The 23001-nt window shown below is 44.8% G+C and carries 21 protein-coding genes; 8 read left to right on the top strand and 13 right to left on the bottom strand.

The genetic code is table 11. From position 1 onward, the window contains the following. The first annotated feature begins 71 nt into the window (after positions 1-71). Positions 72-641, top strand: coding sequence for a YceI family protein (locus tag ABD960_RS03500; protein WP_345329502.1), 570 nt, complete (start codon positions 72-74; stop codon positions 639-641). Between the two features lie 93 nt (positions 642-734). Here ABD960_RS03500 and ABD960_RS03505 read toward each other — a convergent pair whose 3' ends face one another. The 3 genes from ABD960_RS03505 to ABD960_RS03515 are packed head-to-tail and all read right to left on the bottom strand — an operon-like array spanning position 735 to position 4269. Then, positions 735-1190, bottom strand: coding sequence for a DUF2147 domain-containing protein (locus ABD960_RS03505; RefSeq protein WP_345329503.1), 456 nt, complete (start codon positions 1188-1190; stop codon positions 735-737). Between the two features lie 44 nt (positions 1191-1234). Further along, positions 1235-1576, bottom strand: a complete 342-nt coding sequence (locus ABD960_RS03510) for a response regulator transcription factor (protein ID WP_345329504.1) — start codon at positions 1574-1576, stop codon at positions 1235-1237. Between the two features lie 47 nt (positions 1577-1623). Further along, positions 1624-4269, bottom strand: a complete 2646-nt coding sequence (locus ABD960_RS03515) for a PAS domain-containing protein (protein WP_345329505.1) — start codon at positions 4267-4269, stop codon at positions 1624-1626. Between the two features lie 196 nt (positions 4270-4465). On the opposite strand from ABD960_RS03515, the gene ABD960_RS03520 reads away from it, so the two are divergent. Further along, the gene (locus ABD960_RS03520; RefSeq protein WP_345329506.1) at positions 4466-5641 is read left to right on the top strand and encodes a GAF domain-containing sensor histidine kinase; all 1176 of its coding nucleotides are present in this window, start codon (positions 4466-4468) and stop codon (positions 5639-5641) included. 1 nt (position 5642) lies between these two features. On the opposite strand, the gene ABD960_RS03525 is transcribed toward ABD960_RS03520, so the two are convergent. Then, complete coding sequence (locus tag ABD960_RS03525; protein WP_232176721.1) at positions 5643-5864, bottom strand: PspC domain-containing protein; 222 nt, start codon at positions 5862-5864, stop codon at positions 5643-5645. Between the two features lies 1 nt (position 5865). Then, positions 5866-7152, bottom strand: a complete 1287-nt coding sequence (locus ABD960_RS03530; protein ID WP_345329507.1) for a DUF2851 family protein — start codon at positions 7150-7152, stop codon at positions 5866-5868. A 250-nt stretch (positions 7153-7402) separates the two neighbouring features. Between ABD960_RS03530 and ABD960_RS03535 the strand changes: the two genes are divergently transcribed. Together ABD960_RS03535 and ABD960_RS03540 are read left to right on the top strand one after the other, a co-directional pair. Then, positions 7403-8716 carry an MFS transporter gene (locus ABD960_RS03535; protein WP_345329508.1) on the top strand — a complete coding sequence of 438 codons (1314 nt, stop codon included), beginning with the start codon at positions 7403-7405 and terminating at the stop codon, positions 8714-8716. Between the two features lie 73 nt (positions 8717-8789). After that, on the top strand, positions 8790-9854 hold the full coding sequence (locus tag ABD960_RS03540; protein WP_345329509.1) for a M20 family metallo-hydrolase: 1065 nt from the start codon (positions 8790-8792) through the stop codon (positions 9852-9854). Between the two features lie 370 nt (positions 9855-10224). Here the strand turns inward: ABD960_RS03540 and ABD960_RS03545 are convergent, their stop codons facing one another. The 4 genes from ABD960_RS03545 to pyrR all read right to left on the bottom strand — a co-directional run bounded on the left by ABD960_RS03545 (position 10225) and on the right by pyrR (position 12852). Continuing rightward, entirely contained in the window at positions 10225-10587 is a 363-nt protein-coding gene (locus tag ABD960_RS03545) for a hypothetical protein (RefSeq protein WP_345329510.1), read from the bottom strand. A 143-nt stretch (positions 10588-10730) separates the two neighbouring features. Next, the gene (locus tag ABD960_RS03550; protein WP_345329511.1) at positions 10731-11141 is read right to left on the bottom strand and encodes a hypothetical protein; all 411 of its coding nucleotides are present in this window, start codon (positions 11139-11141) and stop codon (positions 10731-10733) included. A 160-nt stretch (positions 11142-11301) separates the two neighbouring features. Then, a complete protein-coding gene (locus ABD960_RS03555; protein WP_345329512.1) occupies positions 11302-12228 on the bottom strand; it encodes an aspartate carbamoyltransferase catalytic subunit in 927 nt (308 codons plus the stop codon). A 78-nt stretch (positions 12229-12306) separates the two neighbouring features. Beyond that, positions 12307-12852: a bifunctional pyr operon transcriptional regulator/uracil phosphoribosyltransferase PyrR gene (gene pyrR / locus ABD960_RS03560; protein WP_232176715.1), complete on the bottom strand. Its 546-nt coding sequence runs from the start codon at positions 12850-12852 to the stop codon at positions 12307-12309. A 124-nt stretch (positions 12853-12976) separates the two neighbouring features. On the opposite strand from pyrR, the gene ABD960_RS03565 reads away from it, so the two are divergent. Continuing rightward, positions 12977-15781, top strand: a complete 2805-nt coding sequence (locus ABD960_RS03565; RefSeq protein ID WP_345329513.1) for a hypothetical protein — start codon at positions 12977-12979, stop codon at positions 15779-15781. Between the two features lie 192 nt (positions 15782-15973). Here the strand turns inward: ABD960_RS03565 and rpsA are convergent, their stop codons facing one another. Both rpsA and ABD960_RS03575 read right to left on the bottom strand, forming a co-directional pair. Continuing rightward, on the bottom strand, positions 15974-17920 hold the full coding sequence (gene rpsA, locus ABD960_RS03570) for a 30S ribosomal protein S1 (protein WP_345329514.1): 1947 nt from the start codon (positions 17918-17920) through the stop codon (positions 15974-15976). A 119-nt stretch (positions 17921-18039) separates the two neighbouring features. Continuing rightward, complete coding sequence (locus ABD960_RS03575; RefSeq protein ID WP_345329515.1) at positions 18040-18726, bottom strand: hypothetical protein; 687 nt, start codon at positions 18724-18726, stop codon at positions 18040-18042. A gap of 112 nt (positions 18727-18838) precedes the next feature. On the opposite strand from ABD960_RS03575, the gene tyrS reads away from it, so the two are divergent. Genes tyrS through ABD960_RS03590 form a run of 3 tightly spaced genes read left to right on the top strand, consistent with a single transcriptional unit; the run spans position 18839 to position 21111 of the window. Beyond that, on the top strand, positions 18839-20122 hold the full coding sequence (tyrS, locus tag ABD960_RS03580; RefSeq protein ID WP_345329516.1) for a tyrosine--tRNA ligase: 1284 nt from the start codon (positions 18839-18841) through the stop codon (positions 20120-20122). Between the two features lie 48 nt (positions 20123-20170). Next, positions 20171-20647: a type II RES/Xre toxin-antitoxin system antitoxin gene (gene parS / locus ABD960_RS03585; RefSeq protein ID WP_345329517.1), complete on the top strand. Its 477-nt coding sequence runs from the start codon at positions 20171-20173 to the stop codon at positions 20645-20647. 8 nt (positions 20648-20655) lie between these two features. After that, positions 20656-21111: an RES family NAD+ phosphorylase gene (locus ABD960_RS03590; RefSeq protein ID WP_345329519.1), complete on the top strand. Its 456-nt coding sequence runs from the start codon at positions 20656-20658 to the stop codon at positions 21109-21111. Positions 21112-21114: 3 nt separating this feature from the next. On the opposite strand, the gene ABD960_RS03595 is transcribed toward ABD960_RS03590, so the two are convergent. Both ABD960_RS03595 and ABD960_RS03600 read right to left on the bottom strand, forming a co-directional pair. Further along, positions 21115-22281, bottom strand: a complete 1167-nt coding sequence (locus tag ABD960_RS03595) for an aspartyl protease family protein (protein ID WP_345329520.1) — start codon at positions 22279-22281, stop codon at positions 21115-21117. Between the two features lie 26 nt (positions 22282-22307). Continuing rightward, positions 22308-22970, bottom strand: coding sequence for a PH domain-containing protein (locus ABD960_RS03600; protein WP_345329521.1), 663 nt, complete (start codon positions 22968-22970; stop codon positions 22308-22310). Positions 22971-23001: the final 31 nt, after the last annotated feature.

The following is a 23001-nucleotide window of genomic DNA, read 5'->3' on the forward strand; positions in this document are numbered from 1 at the left end:
TACAAAGCTTAAACCTATTGCTACATTTGTGCATCAAAACAAGTAATTAACACCATAACAATATTAACACGATGAAAAAAACAATGATCCTTTTAGCAGCCGTTTTAATGCAAACTGCTGTTTTTGCGCAATCAACCTGGAAACTTGACAAATCGCACGCTAACCTGAAATTCAGCACTACGCACATGATGCTTTCAGACGTTGACGGCCGTTTTAAAGATTTTGATGCTACCATCACTTCGTCAAAAGCCGACTTTAGCGATGCTAAGTTTGATTTTACCGCCCAGGTAGCGTCAGTTGACACGGATAACGAAAAACGTGATGGCCACCTGAAAAGCGCCGACTTTTTTGACGCGGAGAAATACCCTACGATATCATTCAAGAGCACTAAAATTACGCCTGCAGGTGCCGGTAAATTTAAAGTAGCCGGTAACTTAACTATGCACGGTGTTACCAAACCGGTTACGCTTGACCTTTGGTTCCGTGGTGCAAAAGTTAGCCCGATGACCAAGAAAGATGTTGCCGGTTTTCAGGTTAGTGGTACCATTAAACGTACCGACTTTGGTGTAGGTTCAGTACCTGCAGCCGTAGTAAGCGAAGAAGTTGAATTTAAAGGTAACGGCGAGTTTGGCAAAGCCTAATTTGCCGGTTATCTTAATAATATATAACAAAAGCGCCGCGTGAGTTAATCATGCGGCGCTTTTTGTTTGTTTTTAAATTTTTAGTTTCGGCGTTTACTTCATCCGCTTAAAGATCATAGTGCGCCCGATAAATTTCATGTGCCAATAGCCTTTAACTTTCAATACATCGTTGCCGGCGAGTTTGGCAGTGGCGTTCCATGTTTTACCGCTTTTGGCTTCGTAAATGTGGCCTTCATCGTAGCTTTTATCTTCGGGATCATATTTTAAACCGGTAACTACATCCATGCCTAATAACTTGCGGCCGCGTAGTTTTTCATCCGGGTTATGCTTATCGGTCCACTCGTTCATCGGTTTGCTCTCGTCGTCCTTAAACCAAACCATCTTGCCGCGGTACTCCTCGCCTGAGCGGTACATTTCCACCACCAATTTCTGATCTTCCGACGTCCACTTACCTAAAATGGCGTCGCCATCAGCCTGTACGGCTTTAATTGCCGGTTTATGGGGTGCAGCCAGCAGCAACAAACTTGTTATTAAAAAGGCTTTTAACATGCGGTAGGTATTAAACCTGCAATAATAAGCATCAGTAAGTACGGTTACTTAATAAGCGCTTCAATTTTCCCGAGCAGATCATTCATCTCAAAAGGCTTTGCCAGAAAATCATCGGCACCGGCCTCAAGCGCCGAATCCTTAATATCCTTACTAGCCGATATCATGATCACCGGGATATGCTTCTTGATAACGTCGGCTTTAAGGCTGCGGCAAATGTCGCGTCCGTCCTCACCGCTCATCCATATATCAAGTAACAACAGGTCGGGCAGGTTTTCATGGAGTGCAAGTACCGATGAACCCTCAACGGTTGATGTAACGGTATATCCTTCAAATTCAAGCAGCATCTCAACGGCGTCTACAATGCCCGGATCATCGTCTGCTATCATTATCTTTTTATGCTTAAGGTCAGTCATCTAAAAATATCGTAAGTATCTTATAAAAAATCATTGTTCACAGGCTCAGCGGGAAGGCTAAAATGAAAGGTTGAACCTTCGCCTTCAATACTGTTTACCCACATTTTACCGCCCTCGCGTTTAATAATTTCTGAGGAGATATATAAGCCGAGCCCCAGCCCCGGAAAAGTATGTTGTTTGCTGCCGCTAACGCGATAAAACTGCTCAAACACCCTCTTGTGTTTATCGGGCGCAATACCGATACCAAAATCCTCAACACTCACCGTAAACTCGTTATTTTGGCGTTGTGTGCGTATAATTACCTCACCCTCAGCCGGAGAATATTTTATAGCGTTGCTGATGAGGTTCACCAAAACCTGGCTGATGCGTTCACGGTCCGAGAATATTTCGCCTGTGTCTGCAAAATCATGCACAAGGGTATGTTTTACGGTGGTATGTTGCAGGTCGTCTATCACCTCTCTAACCAGGCTGTTCAGGCTGAACCAGGTTTTGTTGAATTGTAGTTTACCGGAATTGATCTTGGTAACATCAAGCAGATCGCCAATCAGGTTGGTAAGGCGGTTAATCTGGTTATCCATACGGGTAACCATTGCCGCCTTGTTAAGCTCGCCGTCTTTAGTTAACATCGCACCAAGCACCTGCGCGTAGGCTTTTATGCTGGTAACGGGTGTTTTAAGTTCATGGCTGGCAATACCCAGAAAATCATCCTTTTGGCGTTGCAGCTGTTTATGCTCATCAATATCAGTATTGGTGCCAAACCACTTTACAATATGCCCCTCGTTGTAAAACGGTAGCGCACGCGAAAGGTGCCATTTGTAAGCACCGCCGGCGTCGCGCATTCTGAACTCTACCTGAAAAGTGCCGCCCGAGGACAAAGCATCCTGCCATGCCTTGAGCGTACCCTGCAGATCATCCGGGTGAACATAAAAATTCCATTGCCGGTTGTCGGGGTTCGAACCATCAACCCCAAGGTAGTCAATCAATCGGCGGTTCACATAATCAATATCGCCGTTCAGGCTGGCGGTCCATAACTGCACCGGCATAAAATCGGTCACAAAATCAAACTGGTTTATCTGCTCATGCAGTTCTGTATTGGTTTGCTGTAATTTTTTGCCGATGAGTGTTTCCTCCGTAATGTCCGTACAGGAGCCGATATACCCCGCAAAGTTGCCATCATTATAATACTGCGGGTTACCCTTGGCAACACACCAAATTTCTTTACCGTTTTTACCCTTAAGCCTGAAGTTGGTTTCGTAAGACACACGCCGTTTCAGGGCGCTCTGAAAAGTTTTTGCTAAATGGGTCCGATCGTCATCCGCTACGGCGTTTAGCCAACCATCTTTCAGTACTTCGTCATGCGTTTGGCCGGTCCAGTCAAGCCAGGTTTTATTTACATAGGTAATGTTGCCGTCCTTATCAGCCATCCAGAGCGAGGTAGGCGAGGCGGAGGTGATATTATGCAGCAAATGCTGGCTTTCCTGCAGGGCCTGCTTATCGGCCAGTTCCTGCCGCAGATCGCGCGCGATGGTTGCCCGGCCGCTGGGCTCGCCGGTAATAGGGTCGTAAACTATAATGGTTTTTGCGTCAACCGGGATGGCTTCGCCGGTTTTAAAATGGCGATAATTTACCCTGCCGGTCCACGTTCCGGTTGCGGCAAGGTCGCGGGTGTAATCGTCAGTAATCCTTTCCATCTCGCCGGGCATTACATAGTCGGTATTTACGCGGCGGGCTTGCTCCATACCGTCAATACCCACCATCTCGCGGCCAAAGGTATTTACGTAAGTAATATATCCGGCCATAGTGGACAGCGCTACAAAAACGCTGCTGTTGTCAATAAGCGCAAGCAGTTTGGCATTCTCGCTGTTGGTCAGTATTTCACCACTGATGTCAACGGCGGTTCCCGCGAAGCGGTATACTACATTATGGTCATCAAAATAGGCCTTGCCCTTGCAGCGGAGCCAGCGTATTTTACCGTCCGAAGCGCCAATGGTTCGAAACTCGCAGAAGTATTCGCCGTCAGCTCCTGACTCCGGGTCGAGGGCGCGTTGTACCGCTTCATTGACTAAGCCGGAATCATCCGGATGTATGTTACTCAATACTTTATCGTAAGTGGTTACATCATCCTTTGGGAAGCCGTATAACTCCTTACAGCGTTCATCCCAGGTAATGGTGTTATTGAGCGGATCAAGATCCCAGGTGCCTAACTCGCCCGCATATAGCGCGAACCGGGTGCTCTCTTCACTTAGGCGCAGCTTTTGGCGGGTAAGTACCAGCTCGGTTACGTCAGTAGCGGTATTTAAAATACCCCATACCACGCCTATTGAAGTTTTTAACGGCTTGTAGGTAAAAGTGTAATAAAAGCTTTGCAAACGGCCATCAACAATAAGGTCGGCACGGTCTTCGGTGGCCTCATAGGGCAGGCCCGACGTGTATACATTGTCCAGCAGATCATGAAAAGGCTGTCCTTCAAGTTCGGGCAGGGCATCACGCAAAATTTTACCGATTACCTCGGGGCCTTTGCCCCAAAGCCGTAGCATGGCATCATTAGCGATGTGTATGCGCATCTCGCGGCCGGTATAAAGAGCAACCGCCGTTGGCGATTGCTCTACAAGCGTACGGAAAATGTCGTTATCAACAGGTGGTTCAGGTGTAGTTGAGCCGGTCATTTTTTAATCTGAAGCTTGTAAATATATGGCATAGTAGCTAACTTGTTTAGCTTATTATAATACTGTAGCACGCGCATTTGTTTTATTAAAATTGAATTAACGATGTGTTTAAAATTAACCAAAGGGTAAGCATTAAAAAGTAACCTAAAAAGGCAAATAGCCGTATAACGTATAATCCATAGAAAATTTTCATTAAATGAATATTGCGCAACTCCCGGCCAATGAGATGTCCCGGCTTGAGGCTTTGTATAATACTGAATTGCTTGACTCGCCATGCGAGCAGGAGTTTGACGACATTGTTAGGCTGGCATCCGAACTTTGCAGCATGCCTATCTCCCTGATTAGTTTGGTTGACGCTAACCGGCAATGGTTTAAGGCGCGGGTTGGGCTCGAAGCTACCGAAACGCATCGTGATATATCTTTTTGCAGCCATGCCATTTTGCAGGACAATATATTTGAGATACCCGATGCGCGGCAGGATAACCGTTTTTTTGATAACCCATTGGTAACGCACGACCCTTCCATACGCTATTACGCCGGGGTGCCACTGGTAACCAGCACGGGCGACAGGCTCGGTACCCTTTGCGTGATTGACCGTATACCCAGGCATTTGAATGAGCGCCAGCGCTTCGCGCTTAAGGTTTTGGCCGATAATGTAATTAAGGTGGCCGAGCTGCGCATTAAAAACAAGCACCTCAACTATTTAACGCAAACCCAAAAACGGATTATCTCCATATTGGCGCATGATGTACGTAATCCCCTGGCCTCGCTGAAGTCGGTAATTGAATTCAGGAACAGCGACTTGCTTGACGAGGCCGAAACTAACAGCATGATGGGTTCCATCAGTTTGCAACTGGACAGTACCATAGATATGATAGAGAACGTGGTGAACTGGGGCGAAATGCAACTCAAGTTTGACAAGTTTAATTATGATAACATCGATCTAAATGATTTGGTGCAGCGCATTATCGGTTCGCAGGTACTGAACAACCGCGATAAGGGCAATACGATAGTTAATGCCATCGATCAGGATTTTTTCATTAATACAGATAAGCGGGTGCTGGAGTTTATTCTGCGCAACTTAATGAGCAATGCCAATAAGTTTACTGAGAATGGCACAATTACCATCAGCGTAGCAAAAGAAGATAAGCAAACTGAGATTAAGGTTACCGATACCGGCGTAGGTATGCCTGCAAGTAAGGCTGAACAACTTTTTAAAGGCAATGGCAATGAGTCGACACATGGCACGCAGCAAGAAAGAGGGAACGGGCTTGGCTTATTGCTGGTTAAAGAGTTTATTGACAGGATGAACGGCAGTATATCTGTAACGAGCTCTCCGGGCGAGGGATCGTGTTTTAAAGTAGCGCTGTAAATTACAGGTCGGTAAGGCGTGTACGCGTACGTTTAACATAGTTACGTATATCAAGCACAATACCGGCAAAAAAGTAAAATATCAGCGGAAAGCCTACCGCCAGGAATGATGAGTAGATGAAGAACAAACGTATTTTGGCTATCGATACATTAAAGCGGTCGCCAAGGTAAGTACAAACCCCGAAAGAGTAACGCTCAAAAAAGGTGATTATCCTCTGCAACATATCAGCTTAACTTTAATATCTTATTACCAACGGCGCAGTCAAGGCATTTCTTATGATCGCAGTAATTATTTTTTAACTCAAGCAATGCCTGGCTTTCAAACGCCGTTTTAATCTTCAACCCTAAATTAACAAAATCCGCTATAATGTTGTTTGTTTCGGCAGGTAAACTTTCTAACAACTTTAGCGCACGGTTAATGTGGTACTGCTGCCGGTGTTGCTTGCCGTAAGTAAATAAAAATAAAGCTACCGTATTCAGCAGTAAAACGTTTGTTGAAGCCTTGCCCAGGTTTTTTGGCGACGGCTTGCTTTCGGCATCAAAGCGGTAATGGTTTTCCCAATAAGGGTTTATGCTGATGTTGTCAAATAATCCACGTAAAATTTCAACTTCCCGTATCTCCAGTACTTTGCTCAACAGATGGTTTGATTGCATAACGAGCCCCGCAAACTGCGCCAGCCTGATGGTAGGGAAATTCTGCGGGCGCATGCGCATAAACTTCCATAAGTGATTATCAACAGGAGTGAGGTTGTGTTTATGTTTAAGATATTGATACTCATCTTTTAATTTCTGCGGATAATCATCAACCACATCGCCATCCAGAAACCCGGCTTGCCCGAATATCAATGCCTCAATTTGCAGCGCATTGTTTTTGTGTTTGGCCAGCGTGATCTGCGGTAACGACCGTGCCAGCAGCTCAAAAGGCAGGGCATTGGTTTTAAAGCCAAAGTTGGCTGCCAAAAACTGGTAAAAAGTTTCTTCCCAGTCGCCGCGGTTGGTGGCCAATGTAGTTAACACTGCTTCCGAGCGTTTTTCGAGCCGCTCCACCAATATGCGTGATAGCCAGTTGCTCATGGTAAGCTCTTCAACCAGCGTAATGTTCGCCTCGCAGGGAATAAATTGCCGCTCGCCAAAAATGAGGTTATGGTAACGGCCAAACAGATCGGGCGAAATACGGTTATGCAGCTCAAGCGTAGGTAAACGGCGGCCGTTGGGCAGGGTAACCGGGGCATCATCACGATAAACTACGTGTAATATTACATTCTCGTATGCCTTATCTGTAATGTGGTTGTGGCGTTGCCAGTCGGCCGAGGAAATATGCAGTTCCACATTGCCCGCCCAGGTAGTGTCGCCAATGCGCAGGCGTGCGTTTTGAAAATCGGGCCCGGCATGTTTGTTATGCATACCTGCCGAATATACCTCGATCTCGTCACCCTCAACTGTTTTTAGCGCGGTACGGTCAAACAGCCGGAACTTCCATACGTAGTGCAAAAAATCCTCGGTGATAAGCATGCTGCAAAATAATGGTTTTGGTTGGGATTGGTGTAGTTGGATTTGAATTTTCGTTACCTGACTCACCCTGTCAACGCTTCGCTCGACGTCCCTCTCTTCGCGAGCGAAAAGAGGGAAGGGGCAATAACCCTCTTTCCGCCAAAGGCGAAGAGAGGGAGTTAATTAAATATAGGATTGATGTTTGACCTTTTACCTTTTTCCTTTCGGCTTTCACCTAAAATGTCCCCTTAAAAAGAACTACTTTTAAATTATGAATCAAACAGTAACCCCGCCTACTACTGCCGAACGCCTGCGATCCATCATTGGCGGCTCTATGGGTAATCTGGTGGAGTGGTACGATTGGTATGCCTATTCATCTTTTTCGCTCTATTTTTCTGATTCCTTTTTTAAGGATAGCAACCCTACGGTGCGTTTGCTGAATACTGCCGGCATATTCGCTATCGGTTTTTTAATGCGGCCTATCGGCGGTTGGCTTATGGGTATGTTTGCCGACAAAAAGGGACGTAAAACGGCGCTTACATTTTCGGTATTACTAATGAGTTTGGGTTCGCTGATTATCGCCGTTATCCCATCGTATGATAGTATTGGCGTTTTCGCGCCGTTGTTGTTGCTGCTGGCCCGTATGCTGCAAGGCATCAGCGTAGGCGGGGAGTACGGTACCAGCGCTACCTACCTTAGCGAGATGGCCGATAAAAAGCACCGCGGTTTTTATTCCAGTTTTCAATACGTTACGCTAATTATGGGGCAGTTGCTTGCCATGGGGGTACTGGTGCTGCTACAAAGGGTATTTTTATCAGAGGAGCAGCTACATGCCTGGGGTTGGCGCATCCCATTTGTAATAGGCGCTATACTGGCTGTTATTACCATGTACCTGCGCCGCAGTTTAAAGGAATCATCATCCTACCAAAACCAAAAAAACAGCGCCAACCCGTTAAAAGGCACATTACGTGCGTTGGCGCAGCACCCACGGGCGGTGTTCACTGTAATTGGTTTAACATTGGGCGGTACGGTAGCCTTTTATACGTTTACTACCTATATGCAAAAGTTTTTGGTTGATACCAGTAAGTTTACCAAGCCCGAGGCCTCGTTGATATCAACTGTATCGCTGGTTTTCTTTATGCTGCTGCAGCCCTTATTTGGTTTACTGAGCGATAAAATTGGGCGTAAACCATTACTGGTAGCTTTTGGTATACTTGGTACGCTGGTAACCATACCCGTGCTTAAGGCATTGAGCTATACCCACCAGGCCGCACCTGCTTTTATGCTGATTATGCTGGCGCTGGTGGTAGTAAGCTGCTATACTTCTATCAATGCCGTGGTAAAAGCTGAACTGTTCCCGGCCAATGTACGGGCATTGGGTGTTGGGTTTCCGTATGCTATAGCGGTATCCATTTTTGGCGGCACGGCCGAGTATATCGCGCTATATCTTAAAAGTGAAGGACATCCCGAGTGGTTCTTTTACTATGTTACGGCATGTATATTTATATCCTTACTGATATACGGCACCATGAGCGATACCCGCAAGTCATCAAAAATTGAGAATGAATACATCAGCGAGGTATAGCTTTTCAAAAAATCAATAATCAGCAAAAAAGCTTATTTTTGCGCCTTACCAAACGGGTTCGTCCCGGTTTTATATGACCGATAAACAGCACCTTTTTCAGCAGGCGGTACAATTGCTACAGCAGTTGATCGCTACGCCCTCATTCAGCAAAGAGGAAGACCGCACTGCCGACCTTATAGAACAGTTTTTAAAGCAGCATGGCATCGATGTTCACCGTAAACTGAACAACCTTTGGGCATGGAATAAGCACTTCGACCCGGCCAAACCTACCATCCTGCTTAACTCGCACCACGATACGGTAAAACCTAATTCAGGCTACACCCGCGATCCGTTTGATGCTAAGATAGAGGATGGCAAGTTATACGGTTTGGGTAGTAATGATGCCGGCGGTTGCCTGGTATCGCTCATAGCCGTATTCCTGTACTTTTATGAGCAGGAGGGTTTGAAATACAACTTTTGCCTGGCTACTACTGCTGAAGAGGAAATATCTGGTGTTAACGGGCTGGAGCTGATCATCCCTGATTTGGGCGAATTGAGTTTTGGCATAGTAGGCGAACCCACCCAGATGCACCTGGCCATTGCCGAAAAGGGCCTGATGGTGCTGGATTGTGCCAGCCACGGCAAAGCCGGCCACGCTGCCCGCGAGGAAGGGGACAATGCTATCTATAAAGCCCTGACGGATATTGAGTGGTTCCGTAACTTCAGGTTTCCTAAGGAGTCGGAAGTGTTTGGGCCGGTAAAAATGTCGGTTACCATTATCAATGCCGGTTCGCAGCACAACGTGGTACCCGCAAGTTGTACTTTTACCGTTGACGTGCGCGTTACGGACGCTTATCGTAATGAGGAAGTGCTGGAGATCATCCGTGAGCATGTAAGCTGCGAAGTTAAGCCGCGTTCTATTCGCTTAAAACCGTCATCAATTGATAAAACCCACCCGATAGTGCAGGCCGGTATTGCCCTGGGCAGAGATACCTACGGTTCGCCCACAACGTCCGACCAATCATTGCTGGATATTCCATCATTAAAAATCGGTCCCGGCGATTCAGCACGTTCACATACTGCTGATGAGTTTATTTTTGTGGATGAGATACGTGATGGTATAGAGATTTATATTGATATGTTAGAGCAGATTTGTTAAGTTGATTCTTAGATAAGTCACTTCATTACCTGTCTTAAAACTTCTTTTGTGCGAACAAAAGAAGCAAAAGTCGCCGGCTGTTTAATTTTCTGTGAAGGGTAGTGCATCATCAGTGCTACCCGAAAATTAAGAGACCGGAATTATAGTTTATGCTTGTTTAGTAGTAAATCTGAAGCGTTGACCTGCCGGAAAACCGGGCCGGGAGTATGGCCTGTGGATGGAAGGATTTTTTCGGCTTGACTATTGGTTATTTTGTGTACAAGACAAAGTAACTGGTCTCTACGGCCAAGAGCAGGCTGACGATAATTTTGGCAGAAACTCTTAATAAAAGCAAATAGTTCATCATTTGTCCTAAATTTCTTTTGAGCGATCAAAAGAAACAAAAATCGCCGGCTACGTCCTGCCCGGTGAAAGGTTGTGCTTTGGCAGAGTTTGTGCTACTCCGGGCATTACTGATGCCGGTTGTTAGGCTATTTACGGTTGGTACTCGAATATATTTGTCAATTTCTAATAACATAATTTCCAAATGAGCGTTGGCCTGCCGGAAAACCGGACCGGGAGTATGGCCTGTGGGTGGAAGGATTTTTTCGGCTTGACTTTTGGTTACATTGTGTCCAAGACAAAGTAACTGGCCTCTGCGGCCTAAGAGCAGGCTGACGATGATTAAATCACGATTACTTAAATAAAGCACTAACAGTTTATTACTTGTCTTAAATTTCTTTTGAGCGATCAAAAGAAGCAGAAGTCGCCGGCTGTTTAATTTTCTGTGAAGGGCAGTGCATCATCAGTGCTACCTGAAAATTAAGAGGCCGGAGGAGTCGGTTATGAGAGGTTTATGCGTTTTTAATAATTAAAAGAAACGTCGGCCCGCCGGAATCAACCAGCTAAATAGCTTTCGCCTGTCAGCTTTTTAAATTTTCTTTCTTTATTATTCCATCTCATCAGGTAAATCAGCGCGCCCGCCGTGTAGCATAACGGAAATAAAAGTAACAGAAACATCACATCGGCATTCATTGACGGGAAAGTGCCGCTTATTGAAGTGATAAGTAATGCTATGAAAGACATCGGTACGATCAGCATCATGCCCATAACAACGCCGCCATTTTGTAGGCAATATCGGGTGCGGCCTACAAGCCGGTCTTTGTCCCAGGTTTTAACAAATTCAATCCGATTAAGGTCTTCTTCAATAAGGCCTGATTGTTTAAGCTTTTCTATCTTTTTGAGCTGTGAAATCGCATTTTCGTAAAAACTTGATGCAGACAGGGCAAATAATCCTATATATAACATAGAAGGTGACCATAGCTTAGCATCGGCTTTAAAAACTGTGTACAATCCTTCAATTAACAGAAAACATGAAGTAATACAGACAAAATAGTAAACGTTAGCTTTTAGCCTGCCTTTTTTTATAAACCACCGTAAAAGCTTTTCGTTTTTGATTATCATGGCATTATACCGTTTGCCCGGCTAACAAATACAGTACCGCCATACGCACGGCTACGCCGTTTTCCACCTGGTCAAGTATAACGGATTGTTTGCTGTCAGCCACATCGCTGGTTATTTCAACGCCGCGGTTAATGGGGCCGGGGTGCATCACCATGATCTCTTTATCCAGGCTATCCAGTATTTGCTTGTTTAAACCGTAAAGCATGGTATACTCGCGCAGGGATGGAAAGTATTTTATATCCTGACGCTCTAACTGTATACGCAGCATGTTGGCCACATCGCACCAGTTAAGCGCTTTGATAAGGTTATGTTCCACTTTTACACCCAGTGTGCCAATGTATTTAGGTATAAGCGTAGTGGGGCCGCAAACCATTACTTCGGCACCCAGTTGTTTAAGGCAAAGTATGTTAGATAATGCTACGCGCGAGTGCAATATATCACCCACGATCACCACTTTTTTACCGGCAACATCGCCATATTTTTCGCGGATAGAATAAGCGTCCAACAGAGCTTGGGTAGGATGCTCGTGCGCGCCATCGCCGGCGTTTACAATTTGAGCATTTACGTGTTTTGACAGGAAGATGCCCGCACCGGCATAAGGGTGGCGCATCACCACCATATCCACCTTCATGGCTAAAATGTTGTTCACGGTATCAATCAGCGTTTCGCCTTTGCTTACTGATGATGACGACGCCGCGAAGTTTACCACATCGGCCGAAAGGCGCTTCTCAGCCAGTTCAAACGACAGGCGGGTACGGGTGGAGTTCTCAAAAAATATGTTGGCGATGGTAACATCCCTAAGCGAGGGCACTTTCTTTATCGGCCTGTTTAAAACAGCTTTAAAAGTGTCGGCTGTTTGCAATATCAGTTCAATATCTGCCTGAGTCAGATCCTTAATGCCTAAAAGGTGCCTTGTGCTTAATCCTGCCATATTATGTTGATTTCGAAATTCGGAAGTTCGATTTCGAATTTTATTTAAATCTTACTATATACAACTGAGCCGGTAATTTTACTTTACCTCGCTCAACAGCTCTATTTTATCCTCGCCGTCCGTCTCTTTCCAGCTTACTACTACGCGTTGCGATGCTATCGAATCCACCTCGATACCTACATAATCAGCAGCCACCGGTATATGCCTTGAGTAGCGGCGGTCAACCAGGGTAAGCAGTTCCACTTTTTCGGGGCGGCCAAAGGCCTGCATGGCATCCATAGCGGCGCGTATGGTGCGGCCGGTCCACAACACATCGTCCATCATCACCACTTTTTTACCCTCAATAATAAAATCAATACGGGTTTGGTTAGGCACCAGCGGATTTTCGCGCCTGCGAAAATCATCCCGGTAAAAGGTAATGTCCAGGTCGCCCTGTAAAATGGTATCGTTGGGTAATATTTTGCGGAGTTCTTCGGCCACGCGCTTGGCTAAAAATATGCCGCGCGGCTGAATGCCTATAAGTACGGTGTTTGAAAAATCGTTATGATTCTCGATCAACTGACGACACAATCGCTGTATTGTTATCTGAAATTTCTGACCGTCGAGCAGTGTTAGATTTAGCATCGCTGGGATAGATTTGGGCAAAAATATGAAAAAGTTTGATTTTAATACCAGCCCCACGGTATGTTAAGTTAAACTTGCTTATATTGACATTGAATTTACCTGAGAGACCTTACAACTTACCTCCATGCTATATATCAAGCGATTTATTTTTTGTGCAGCGCTGATAACATTTTTCACAAATGCCTTTTGCCAGACAGATACCGGCGGAGTTAAAAAAATAATAAAGGACGCCGAAGCTTATCAAAACAAATATCCCGCAGAAAAACTTTATCTGCACTTTGATAAACCTTATTACGCGGCGGGTGATACCATCTGGTTTAAGGCTTATCTGGTTATGGCGTCTAACGGGGCGCCTTCCGTAAAAAGTTCAAAGCTGTATGTTTCCTTGTTAAATGGCGCACGTGCGGAAGTAGTCAAAATAGCGGTCCCGGTATCGTCAGGCCTCGCACAAGGGTACTTGGTATTGGATGATAGTAATATTCCCGATGGTAGCTACACAGTAAGAGCCTATACCAATTGGATGGGGAATTTTAATAAGGATCATTTTTTTCATAAGCAGTTTTACATCGGGCGGCCTGCTGCAGATTCATGGCTCATATCTTCATCGCACACTCTAAAAAAGGTAGCAAACGGCACCGAGATAAGGCTATCAGTGCAAATTAAGGATTTGCAGCAACGGCCTGAAGGCTATAAGGACGTAGAACTGCGGGTACTTGATGGCAATAAGCCGCTATTTAAAAGTATCAGCGTAACGCCTGATAACGGTATTATTAACACCGCTTTTACTATCCCGCAAAGCAGCGATACGGGTAGTTTTAGCATCAGCCTGGTTAACCTTAAAAATAAGCAACAAAACATAACTTTCCCTTTTTACAGCGGCATGGCGCAAAATATTGATGTGCAGTTTATGCCCGAGGGCGGCAGTTTAATTGCCGGGCTATATAACCGCGTAGCATTTAAAGCCATTGGCGAAGAGGGCTTAGGCGTAAACATAAGAGGCAGTGTTTTTAATTCTAAAAATGAAGAAGTTAGCGTATTTACATCCCTGCATAATGGTATGGGCATGTTCGCCATATCGCCGCAAGCGGGCGAAATTTATACGGCCAAAATCTGGCTGAATGATAGCACGCAAATTAACAGGAAATTACCGCCGGTTAAAACGTCAGGCCTGTCTTTACGGGTTGATAACATATCTAAAGCAGATTCGGTAGTGGTGCAAATTACGGGTACGCCTGATATGGCGGGAAAGCCATTCTCGCTGATCGCCCAGTCGCGCGATGTGATGTATTTTGGATTGCCGTTAACGCTTAACAATGGGATGTATAATCGATCCGTAAGTAAAAAGCTTTTTCCGACCGGCGTAGTGCAGGTTGGCTTATTCAATGCTCAAAACCAGCCGCTTAATGAGCGCCGTTTTTTTGTTGACCACAACGATACCTTGCAGGTTTCAATGGATAAAACGCCAGGCTATTTGCCTCAGGATAGCATCGGGGTGAATTTAAATGTAACAGACCGTGAGGGGAAACCGTTAGCAGGCGCTTTTTCTGCATCGGTTACTGATGATGCGCAGGTAAAGCAAAAAGAATATGCTGAAAACATAATGAGCCGGATGCTGCTGACTGCTGATCTGAAAGGAAATATTGAACAGCCCGGCTGGTATTTTAAAGACGATTCGGTAACAACCCGCCGCGCGCTTGATGTTTTATTGCTTACCCAGGGTTGGACAAATTATACTGTGCAGGATATGCTTAAAGCTGACATTGAACCAAAGTATATTGCCGAGGCAAATAACAGCATAGCAGGCAAGGTGATCAATTTTTTCAAAAAACCGATGAAGAACGCTAAGGTCACTATCATGTCTACCCTGAGCGGCGACCTGTTTGTTGAGGACACGCAAACCGATGATAACGGTTTATTTGCTTTTACCGATTTGCCGGCGGCCGATACCGTGGCTTACACCTTAAAGATACATAACGCCAAAGGCAAAGTACCCAACGGCAGCATACAGGTATTTGAACCATTGGCTATGTGGCCAATGGCTGCTCAAAAACAGCGGCCTGCTCCTTGGTTTTACAAAAGCGACCCTACATTGCTGAATTATCTGCAAGCCAATAAGCAGCATGTAGCAGATAATCGGAAGCTAAATGCCGGTAATGTTAAGGGCGCTCTGCTCGATGAAGTAAACATAAAAGGTAAAAAGGCCGCTAAACGGATTGGCATGGTTTGGGCTACGCCGGTAAAGCAGATAGATGAAAAGGAGTTGATCGAGGCCAGGCGCACAACGCTTAAGGATTTGTTATACAGCAAGCTGAAACGTTTCCGGATATCGAGTACATATTCTCAAACTATATTTACCAAAATAGGCCTTCAGCGCCAGGAGAACTATGTTTATGAGTCGACCCTGATAGGCGACGTGGTAGTTGACGGTATGAGCTTCAGGCGGTTATTAGGCGACGCTATACCCGGCGATCCAACAGGGAGCGGATTTAGCTCCGCAGCTCCCGATGAATTTTTTACTAATATAAATTCGTTTTTCACCCGTTTAAGTGCCGAGGACGTTAAGGATATCCAGATGATGCGCTCAGATGTAAGTTATATTCTATCCATTAGCACCCGTGGGGGGGCAGGGCCTACCCTTAGCGGCAGCAGTTTTGGTAGTTACGTATATCGCCCTATGCCTCTACAGCCACGTAAGGATTTTTATCGCCCGCGTTATCTGGTGCGTAACACTTCGGTATCTGATCTGCGTTCAACCATACACTGGGAACCTAATATAATTACCGATGACAAGGGCAAGGCAAGTTTTTCATTTTTCGCGGCGGCAAAACCGGGCACTTATACGCTGGTAATTGAAGGAACTTCGTTAGACGGGCGTTACGGCCGGAAGATTGAAAAGATCATTATTAACGGGCAGCAAAAGTCAAAGTAAATCCGGTTATAGTATTGTTTATTAACATTGAAAAGATACTGCATGCAATAAAAACAGCATAAGCAAAGCCATAGGCAGCAGGCAAAGCGCAACTATTATATTAACGGTTTTAGTCATGACGCGAATACAAATAAAAAAAGCCGCTGTACCTAAGTACAGCGGCTTTGCTATGAAGATTAAATTTACTAATGCTTATTTTGAATCTTCCTGAGATTTGCGGGCTTCGCTTTCAGCGCCTTCCATCTGTTGTTTTAATTGTGCAAGTACGCTAAGATCACCTAAAGTAGATTTCTCAACAGAGTCTTTCACTTTTTTAACAGCGTTGCTGGCAGCTTTAGCTTCCTTCTTGCGGTTCTCAAAGTCCTGAACGCGTGCTTCAGCGCGTGCTTCTTCCCAGATGCGTGAGTGAGAGATAACGATACGTTTGTTCTCTTTGTTAAACTCAATGATCTTGAATTCGGCAGTTTCGTCAGCTTTAACGCTTGTGCCGTCCTCTTTAACCAGGTGTTTGGTTGGCGCAAAGCCTTCAACACCGTAAGGTAAAGCTACGATAGCACCTTTGTCAGTTACTTTCAAAACGGTACCTTCATGTATCGAGTCGATAGTGAATACAGTTTCGAAGGTATCCCAAGGGTTTTCTTCAAGCTGTTTGTGGCCTAAGCTCAGCTTACGGTTGTCGGTATCAAGTTCCAGAACTACAACGTTCAGTTTCTCGCCAACTTTAGTAAACTCGTTAGGGTGATTCACCTTTTTAGACCATGAAAGGTCAGAAATGTGGATCAAACCGTCGATGCCGTCTTCCAGTTCAACAAACACACCAAAGTTGGTCATGTTTTTAACTGTAGCTACGTGTTGAGTACCAACAGCGTATCTTTCGGCAGCTTGTTGCCATGGATCAGGCGTTAATTGCTTAATACCTAATGACATTTTTCGCTCTTCGCGGTCTAAAGTAAGTACTTGTGCTTCAACCTCGTCACCTACTTTCAGGAATTCCTGAGGGTTACGCAGGTTTTGTGACCATGACATTTCTGATACGTGGATCAAACCTTCAACACCAGGGGTGATTTCAAGGAATGCGCCGTAATCAGCAACGGTAACAATTTTACCTTTAACTTTTGAACCGATCTGGATGTTTTCATCCAAATTTTGCCAAGGGTGCGGGGTAAGTTGTTTTAAGCCAAGGGCGATACGTTTTTTCTCGTCATCAAAGTCAAGTACCACAACGTTGATCTTTTGATCAAGTGCAAGTACCTCACGCGGATGCTCGATACGGCCCCAAGATATATCGGTGATGTGCAGTAAGCCGTCAACGCCACCAAGGTCGATGAATACACCGAAGTCAGTGATGTTTTTAACGGTACCTTCCAATACCTGTCCTTTTTCAAGGCGGGCAACAATCTCAGTTTTTTGGTTCTCCAGGTCGTCCTCAATAAGAACTTTGTGAGATACCACAACGTTTTTGAATTCGTGGTTGATTTTAACAACTTTGAATTCCATAGTTTTACCAACGTACACATCGTAATCACGGATAGGTTTGATATCGATTTGTGAACCTGGTAAGAAGGCTTCAACGCCCATTATATCAACAATTAAACCACCTTTAGTACGGCTCTTAACAAAACCGGTGATGATTTCATCGTTATCTAAAGCAGCATTAATGCGCTCCCATGATTGTTGTGTTTTTGCGCGTTTGCGTGAAAGTACTAACTGGCCGTTAGCATCTTCCTGCGATTCAACAAAAACTTCAACTTTATCGCCTACTTTAAGGTCAGGCATATCACGGAATTCAGAAGCCGACACTAAACCGTCTGACTTGAACCCTACGTTTAACACAACATCTTTACTGTTGATGTTTACTACAGTACCTGTAATGATCTCGCCTTTAGTAATTGAGCTGAAAGTACCATCGTACAGTTGCTCAAATTTCTGGCGGTCTTCGTCATTGTAGTTACCGAATTTTTTGTCATCAGCATCCCAGTCAAAATCTGCTGATGGGGTTGCCAGTTGTAGTTTGATGTCGTCAATAGAAAATGAATCAGCTTCTGATTCAATTGTTTCTTTTTGCGCAGAGGCATTTACTGAATCAAGTTCAGCTTGCTTCGCTTTTAATTCTTTTTCTGCTTCTTGTTTTTTTGCCATTAAATAAATTTTCTCCTTTTCCCAATTATAAATTGGGACTGCAAAGGTAAGGATATATTTTTAGTACAAAAAAATTTATTTAACGTTAAATGTTGATTTTTAGATAGTTTTTATTAACATCAGATGATCTTTTCGGCATTGGAAGCCAATCCTTCGCCTACAGCGTCAAACACCGTTATGTAATTATCATTGATTTTTTGGCGGTAGTCGATAAGCACATGGTCAATGGCCGTTTCCTGCGCCGGGGTAAAGGGCGTAGGCCATACGCGCATGCATATACGTTTAAGCGCGTAGGCTATCTGATGAGTTTCGGCATAGGTGTGCAGGTAGCGTTCGCTTTTAAATCGCTTAAAAAAGTTTAAAAAAACTTCGGGGCGTTCCATTCCGCTGAACGTTAAAAAGCCGGCTATCGTATTGTCAGTGCAGGAGTCCAGGTGGTCATAAAAATCATCAGGGTTTACCTCGCCAGTGGTTATCAGCAGGCTATCTAACAATAGTTCAATGGCGATATGCCCTAAAAAAAAAGGCTTTACGGCCGTGCCCTCAACTATTGGGGCGAGCTCGAGCTTGAGTGCGTGCGAGTGTTCCAGGAAGAAAGCGGATGAGTGAAAAAAACGGTCAACCTCCAAGTGTTTCTTCCAGCCGGCTATAAGCGAACTGATATTTGCATCCGGGTGATCGAGTTTTTCGGGATGGATAATTACATTTTTATCGGCATTCTTGAGCAGGTCGGGGAGTACGGTACCCAGCACAAAGTAGCAGTTTGTGTTATCTCGCTCGTAATAATAATGCGACAAAAAATTCATAGGTGGCGTTTGAATTAAACTTTACGCAATCATCCCAATTTACTAATTTTTAATGAGAACGGTGGCAATAATGTTATTATTTTATCTTTGCAGCTTTTGAAAATCAAGTACAATGAACTTTGTTGAAGAATTACGCTGGCGGGGCATGCTGCATGATATTATGCCCGGAACTGAGGAAGAACTTAATAAGGGAATGGCCTCGGGCTATATCGGTTTTGACCCTACCGCCGACTCGCTGCACGTGGGGCACCTTACCCAGATCATGACGCTGATCCATTTTCAGCGCGCCGGGCATAAGCCTTATGCGCTGGTAGGAGGCGCTACCGGTATGGTGGGCGACCCATCAGGCAAATCGCAGGAGCGTAATTTACTTTCAGAGGATGTGCTGCAGCATAACCTGGAATGTGTAAAAAAGCAACTGGAGCAGTTTCTGAATTTTAACAGCGGCGCCAACAGCGCGCAAATGGTTAACAATTACGATTGGTTCAAGAATTTTACTTTCCTGGATTTTATCCGCGACGTAGGCAAGCACATTACCGTAAACTATATGATGGCCAAAGATTCGGTTAAAAAACGCTTAGAGGGCGATACCGGCATGTCGTTCACGGAGTTTACTTACCAGTTGGTGCAGGGTTATGATTTTTACTATCTCTGGAAAAACCATAACTGTATATTGCAGATGGGTGGCAGCGATCAGTGGGGTAATATAGTTACCGGTACTGAGTTTATACGCCGTAAGGATGCAGGTTCGGCCTTTGCTTTAACTACGCAATTAATTAAAAAGGCCGATGGTACTAAATTCGGTAAAACCGAAAGCGGCGCGGTGTGGCTTGACCCGGCACGCACATCGCCTTATCAGTTTTACCAGTTCTGGCTTAACAGTACCGATGCCGATGCCAAAAGCTACATCCGCATATTTACTTTATTAGATAGGGGAACTATAGAGGCCCTGGATGCCGAACATGATGCAGCACCGCACTTGCGCACATTGCAAAAAGCATTGGCGAAGGATATTACTATACGAGTACACGGTGAAACTGCTTATGAAAAAGCCATAAAATCGTCGGACTTTTTATTCGGTAATGTAGGTATAGAATTTTTGAATGAACTTACTGACGCTGAAGTAAAAGGCATATTTGAGGGTGTGCCTAACTTTAACATTTCACTTAACGAGCTTAACGAAGGTATTAACGCTACGGAGTTATTAGCCGGAAAAACCACCGTATTTCCATCAAAAGGTGAAGCTAAAAAGATGATACAGGGTGGCGGTGTAGCGGTTAACAAAAACAAGATAGCTACGCCTGACGATATTTTCAATGCTGAAAACTTAATTAATGGCAAATACTTGGTTGCTCAAAAAGGGAAGAAAAATTATTTTTTAATTATTGCTGAATAAACATAAATTTCGACATTTTGTATTTATATTTGTATGAATGTCGGAGTTATGAAAAAGGATACAAAAAATGAATTGAATGAGCCGATGGTAGCGTACCTGCCAACGCCTACGCCATACTATAATTTATTGGGTAGCAGTAAATCATTAAAATTCAATACCGAATTTGATATTATTACACTGGCAAGGCAGGGTTTCCCTAAACATGTGTTGCTTAGCCTTGCCAAAAAAATATCGCTGAGCATTCAGGAGTTAGCCAACATACTGCACATCTCTGAGCGTACGCTGCAACGCTACGAAGATGATGCCATCATTAAAAAGGAATACGCCGAAAAGGCGGTTGAGCTTGCCCGCCTGTACAAACGCGGTGAAGAGGTTTTTGGCTCCGCCGATAAATTCAGGCAATGGGTAAAAACACCATCTTATGTGTTTAAAGGTGAAACCCCGGTTTCGTTACTGGACACCTCAGCAGGTTTTGATATGGTGTTCCGTGAGTTGGGCCGCATTGAGCACGGTATATTCGCTTAAAACTGTAAATGATAGTTTACCGCATTACAAGCTGCGATTACGGGCGCGACCTTGCCGGTACCGGCGCACGCCTCTATGGCGGCCGCTGGAACAGCGAAGGCAGGCCGATGCTGTACACCGCATCATCACGATCATTAGCTATGTTAGAGGTGTTGGTGCACTTACCACCACTTTTAGTGCCTGATAATTATTGCCTGGTCGAAATTGAATTACCCGGTAACAGCATTTTGCAGGTAGCTGTTCAAACATTGCCTAATAACTGGCACGATGATATATCGGTATCAAATTTCACCAGGCGTATGGGCGATGAGTTTTTGAAAAAGCAGGAATATTTAATTATGGCGGTGCCATCCATCATTGTTCCGGCAGAGTTTAATTATCTGATCAACCCACGCCATGCCGACATGGAAAAAGCCCGGATTATACATGTTTCTCCTTTCAGGTTTGACGACAGGTTGTTATAGCTGTTAGCTCCTATAATCTGAATTAATCAACACGTTCGGTTTCAGGTACAACTGATCGTGCTGAAAATCAAATACCAGGTTAAACCGCTTGAGCAGATCGTTGCCTAAATAATTTATTTCAAACCCAACCGGGTTTTTGCCGCTTAGCATTAGCGCAGGTACGTTATTGAGCCTGAACTTTCCTAATTGATATAAGGGTGCAACAACTGCTTTTACGGGATATTTCACGCCCCGCGGATCTAAGGCCTCTAACTGTTTAGCTACTTTTAAATTTTGCGGAAAATTATTGCGGGCTACCCAACTGCTGTCCAATATCATGGCACGGTCGGCACCGGTATCCATCAAAAAATCACCCGTATAGCGCTTGCCATTGATGAGGAAACTACCGCCAACGCATACAAACGAGCGGATAAATTTGAGTTTCAGCTTATCATATCCCTTTAAATAAGCCGGTAGTTGTGTATGGATCAGTAAGAGGTGCTTGTCGTAATTCACTTCAACAACCTTGCCTTCAAACAGGTTCCAGCCAAAGCGGCCATCCATTTCATGCGCGGTTTGGTTGTTTATGGCTACCTCGGGATTGTTCCATATCGTATTGCCCATTTGTATTTTACTGATCTTATCCGCCTTACTGAAATCAGGCTTAGTCTGGCCGCGCTGACCGGTAAGCAGGTGCGTTTTATTAAGCATAGCATCACGTATAATGCGGAAATCAAATGAGCCAACATCAAAATGCATGTTTAAGGTATCAATGTTATTTAATATGCATTTTACCTTAATGGCGTTAAATGCCGTCAGCTCAAACGGAATGGTATCAGTAGCGGCGGCAACCTTCTGTTTTGTTTGCGGCGAAATGGCGCTGGCTATCTGCGTATAACACGAATCAATACCATTAAGTAAAACCACAAAATTAAAACGGCTGCCGGGTGTAACCTTTACCCTGATGGAATCGATATCGGTATAAAAGGTAACCCACTTGGTTTCGCGGGTGCGTTCGGCTGTATAAACGTCGGGCCTTATTTGGGGCGACAGGTTCCAGGCATCTTTGTCCAGAAAGCCGCCGTCCCTTATACTTGCCTTTTTTGAGGTCGCTTTTATAACAGGCAGCTTTTGTTGCGCTAAGACCGGGTTAAGGTAGAGTGCTATAAAAAGCAGATAAATATATTTCATGCTTACTCCGGGCTTAGCTGCTGCTATTACAAATCTTTAAGTAGTTCCAGCTTTTTTTGGTTATACTCTTCCTGCGAGATCAGGCTGTTGTCAAAAAGCATTTTCAGCTTCTTGAGCTTTTCGGTCAGCTCATCGGGTTTGGCAACCGGTTCTTCCTTAACAGGCTCCGGTACCAGTATAGGTTCGGGAGCAGGGGCAACCGGGGCTGGTACAGGCGGCTGTATAGCCACATGGCCGGGGTTATCAATATTAACTGAACCTGATTCGGCGCGTTTTTCTTCCAACTCGCGCAGGCGGCGGGCTTCACGTTCGGCCTCTTTGCGTTCCTGTGAGTACTGATAAAGTTTGCGCGCCTGTACTTTAGGCAGGTAATCAACACCCATTTCGGCACCGTTAACCGTTTTTACGGTGAATACCGCGCCAATGATCTCTTCCTTGGTGTATACATCCACAATATCCTTCCAAACAAAATCGATAAACTTTATGGAAAGGCCTAGGTTAGCGGGGGTAAAAAATAGTACCCGCTTATTGGTAAGCGCGATACAATCAGGAAACAGGTTTACCAGCGGTTTTTTTTGTACGGCTATGTACAATATTTCTTCGCCGGTTGTAAGCAGGTCAACCAGGCGCGTATATACTTTTTCAACGGCAGCGGCATCCTGCTGATCGTTAAGATACTTTTCAATCATAAATTTAGCTTTGGGCTTTAACGCAAAAATA

Origin of the sequence: Mucilaginibacter defluvii, from assembly GCF_039543225.1 — a bacterium.
Classification (GTDB): domain Bacteria; phylum Bacteroidota; class Bacteroidia; order Sphingobacteriales; family Sphingobacteriaceae; genus Mucilaginibacter; species Mucilaginibacter defluvii.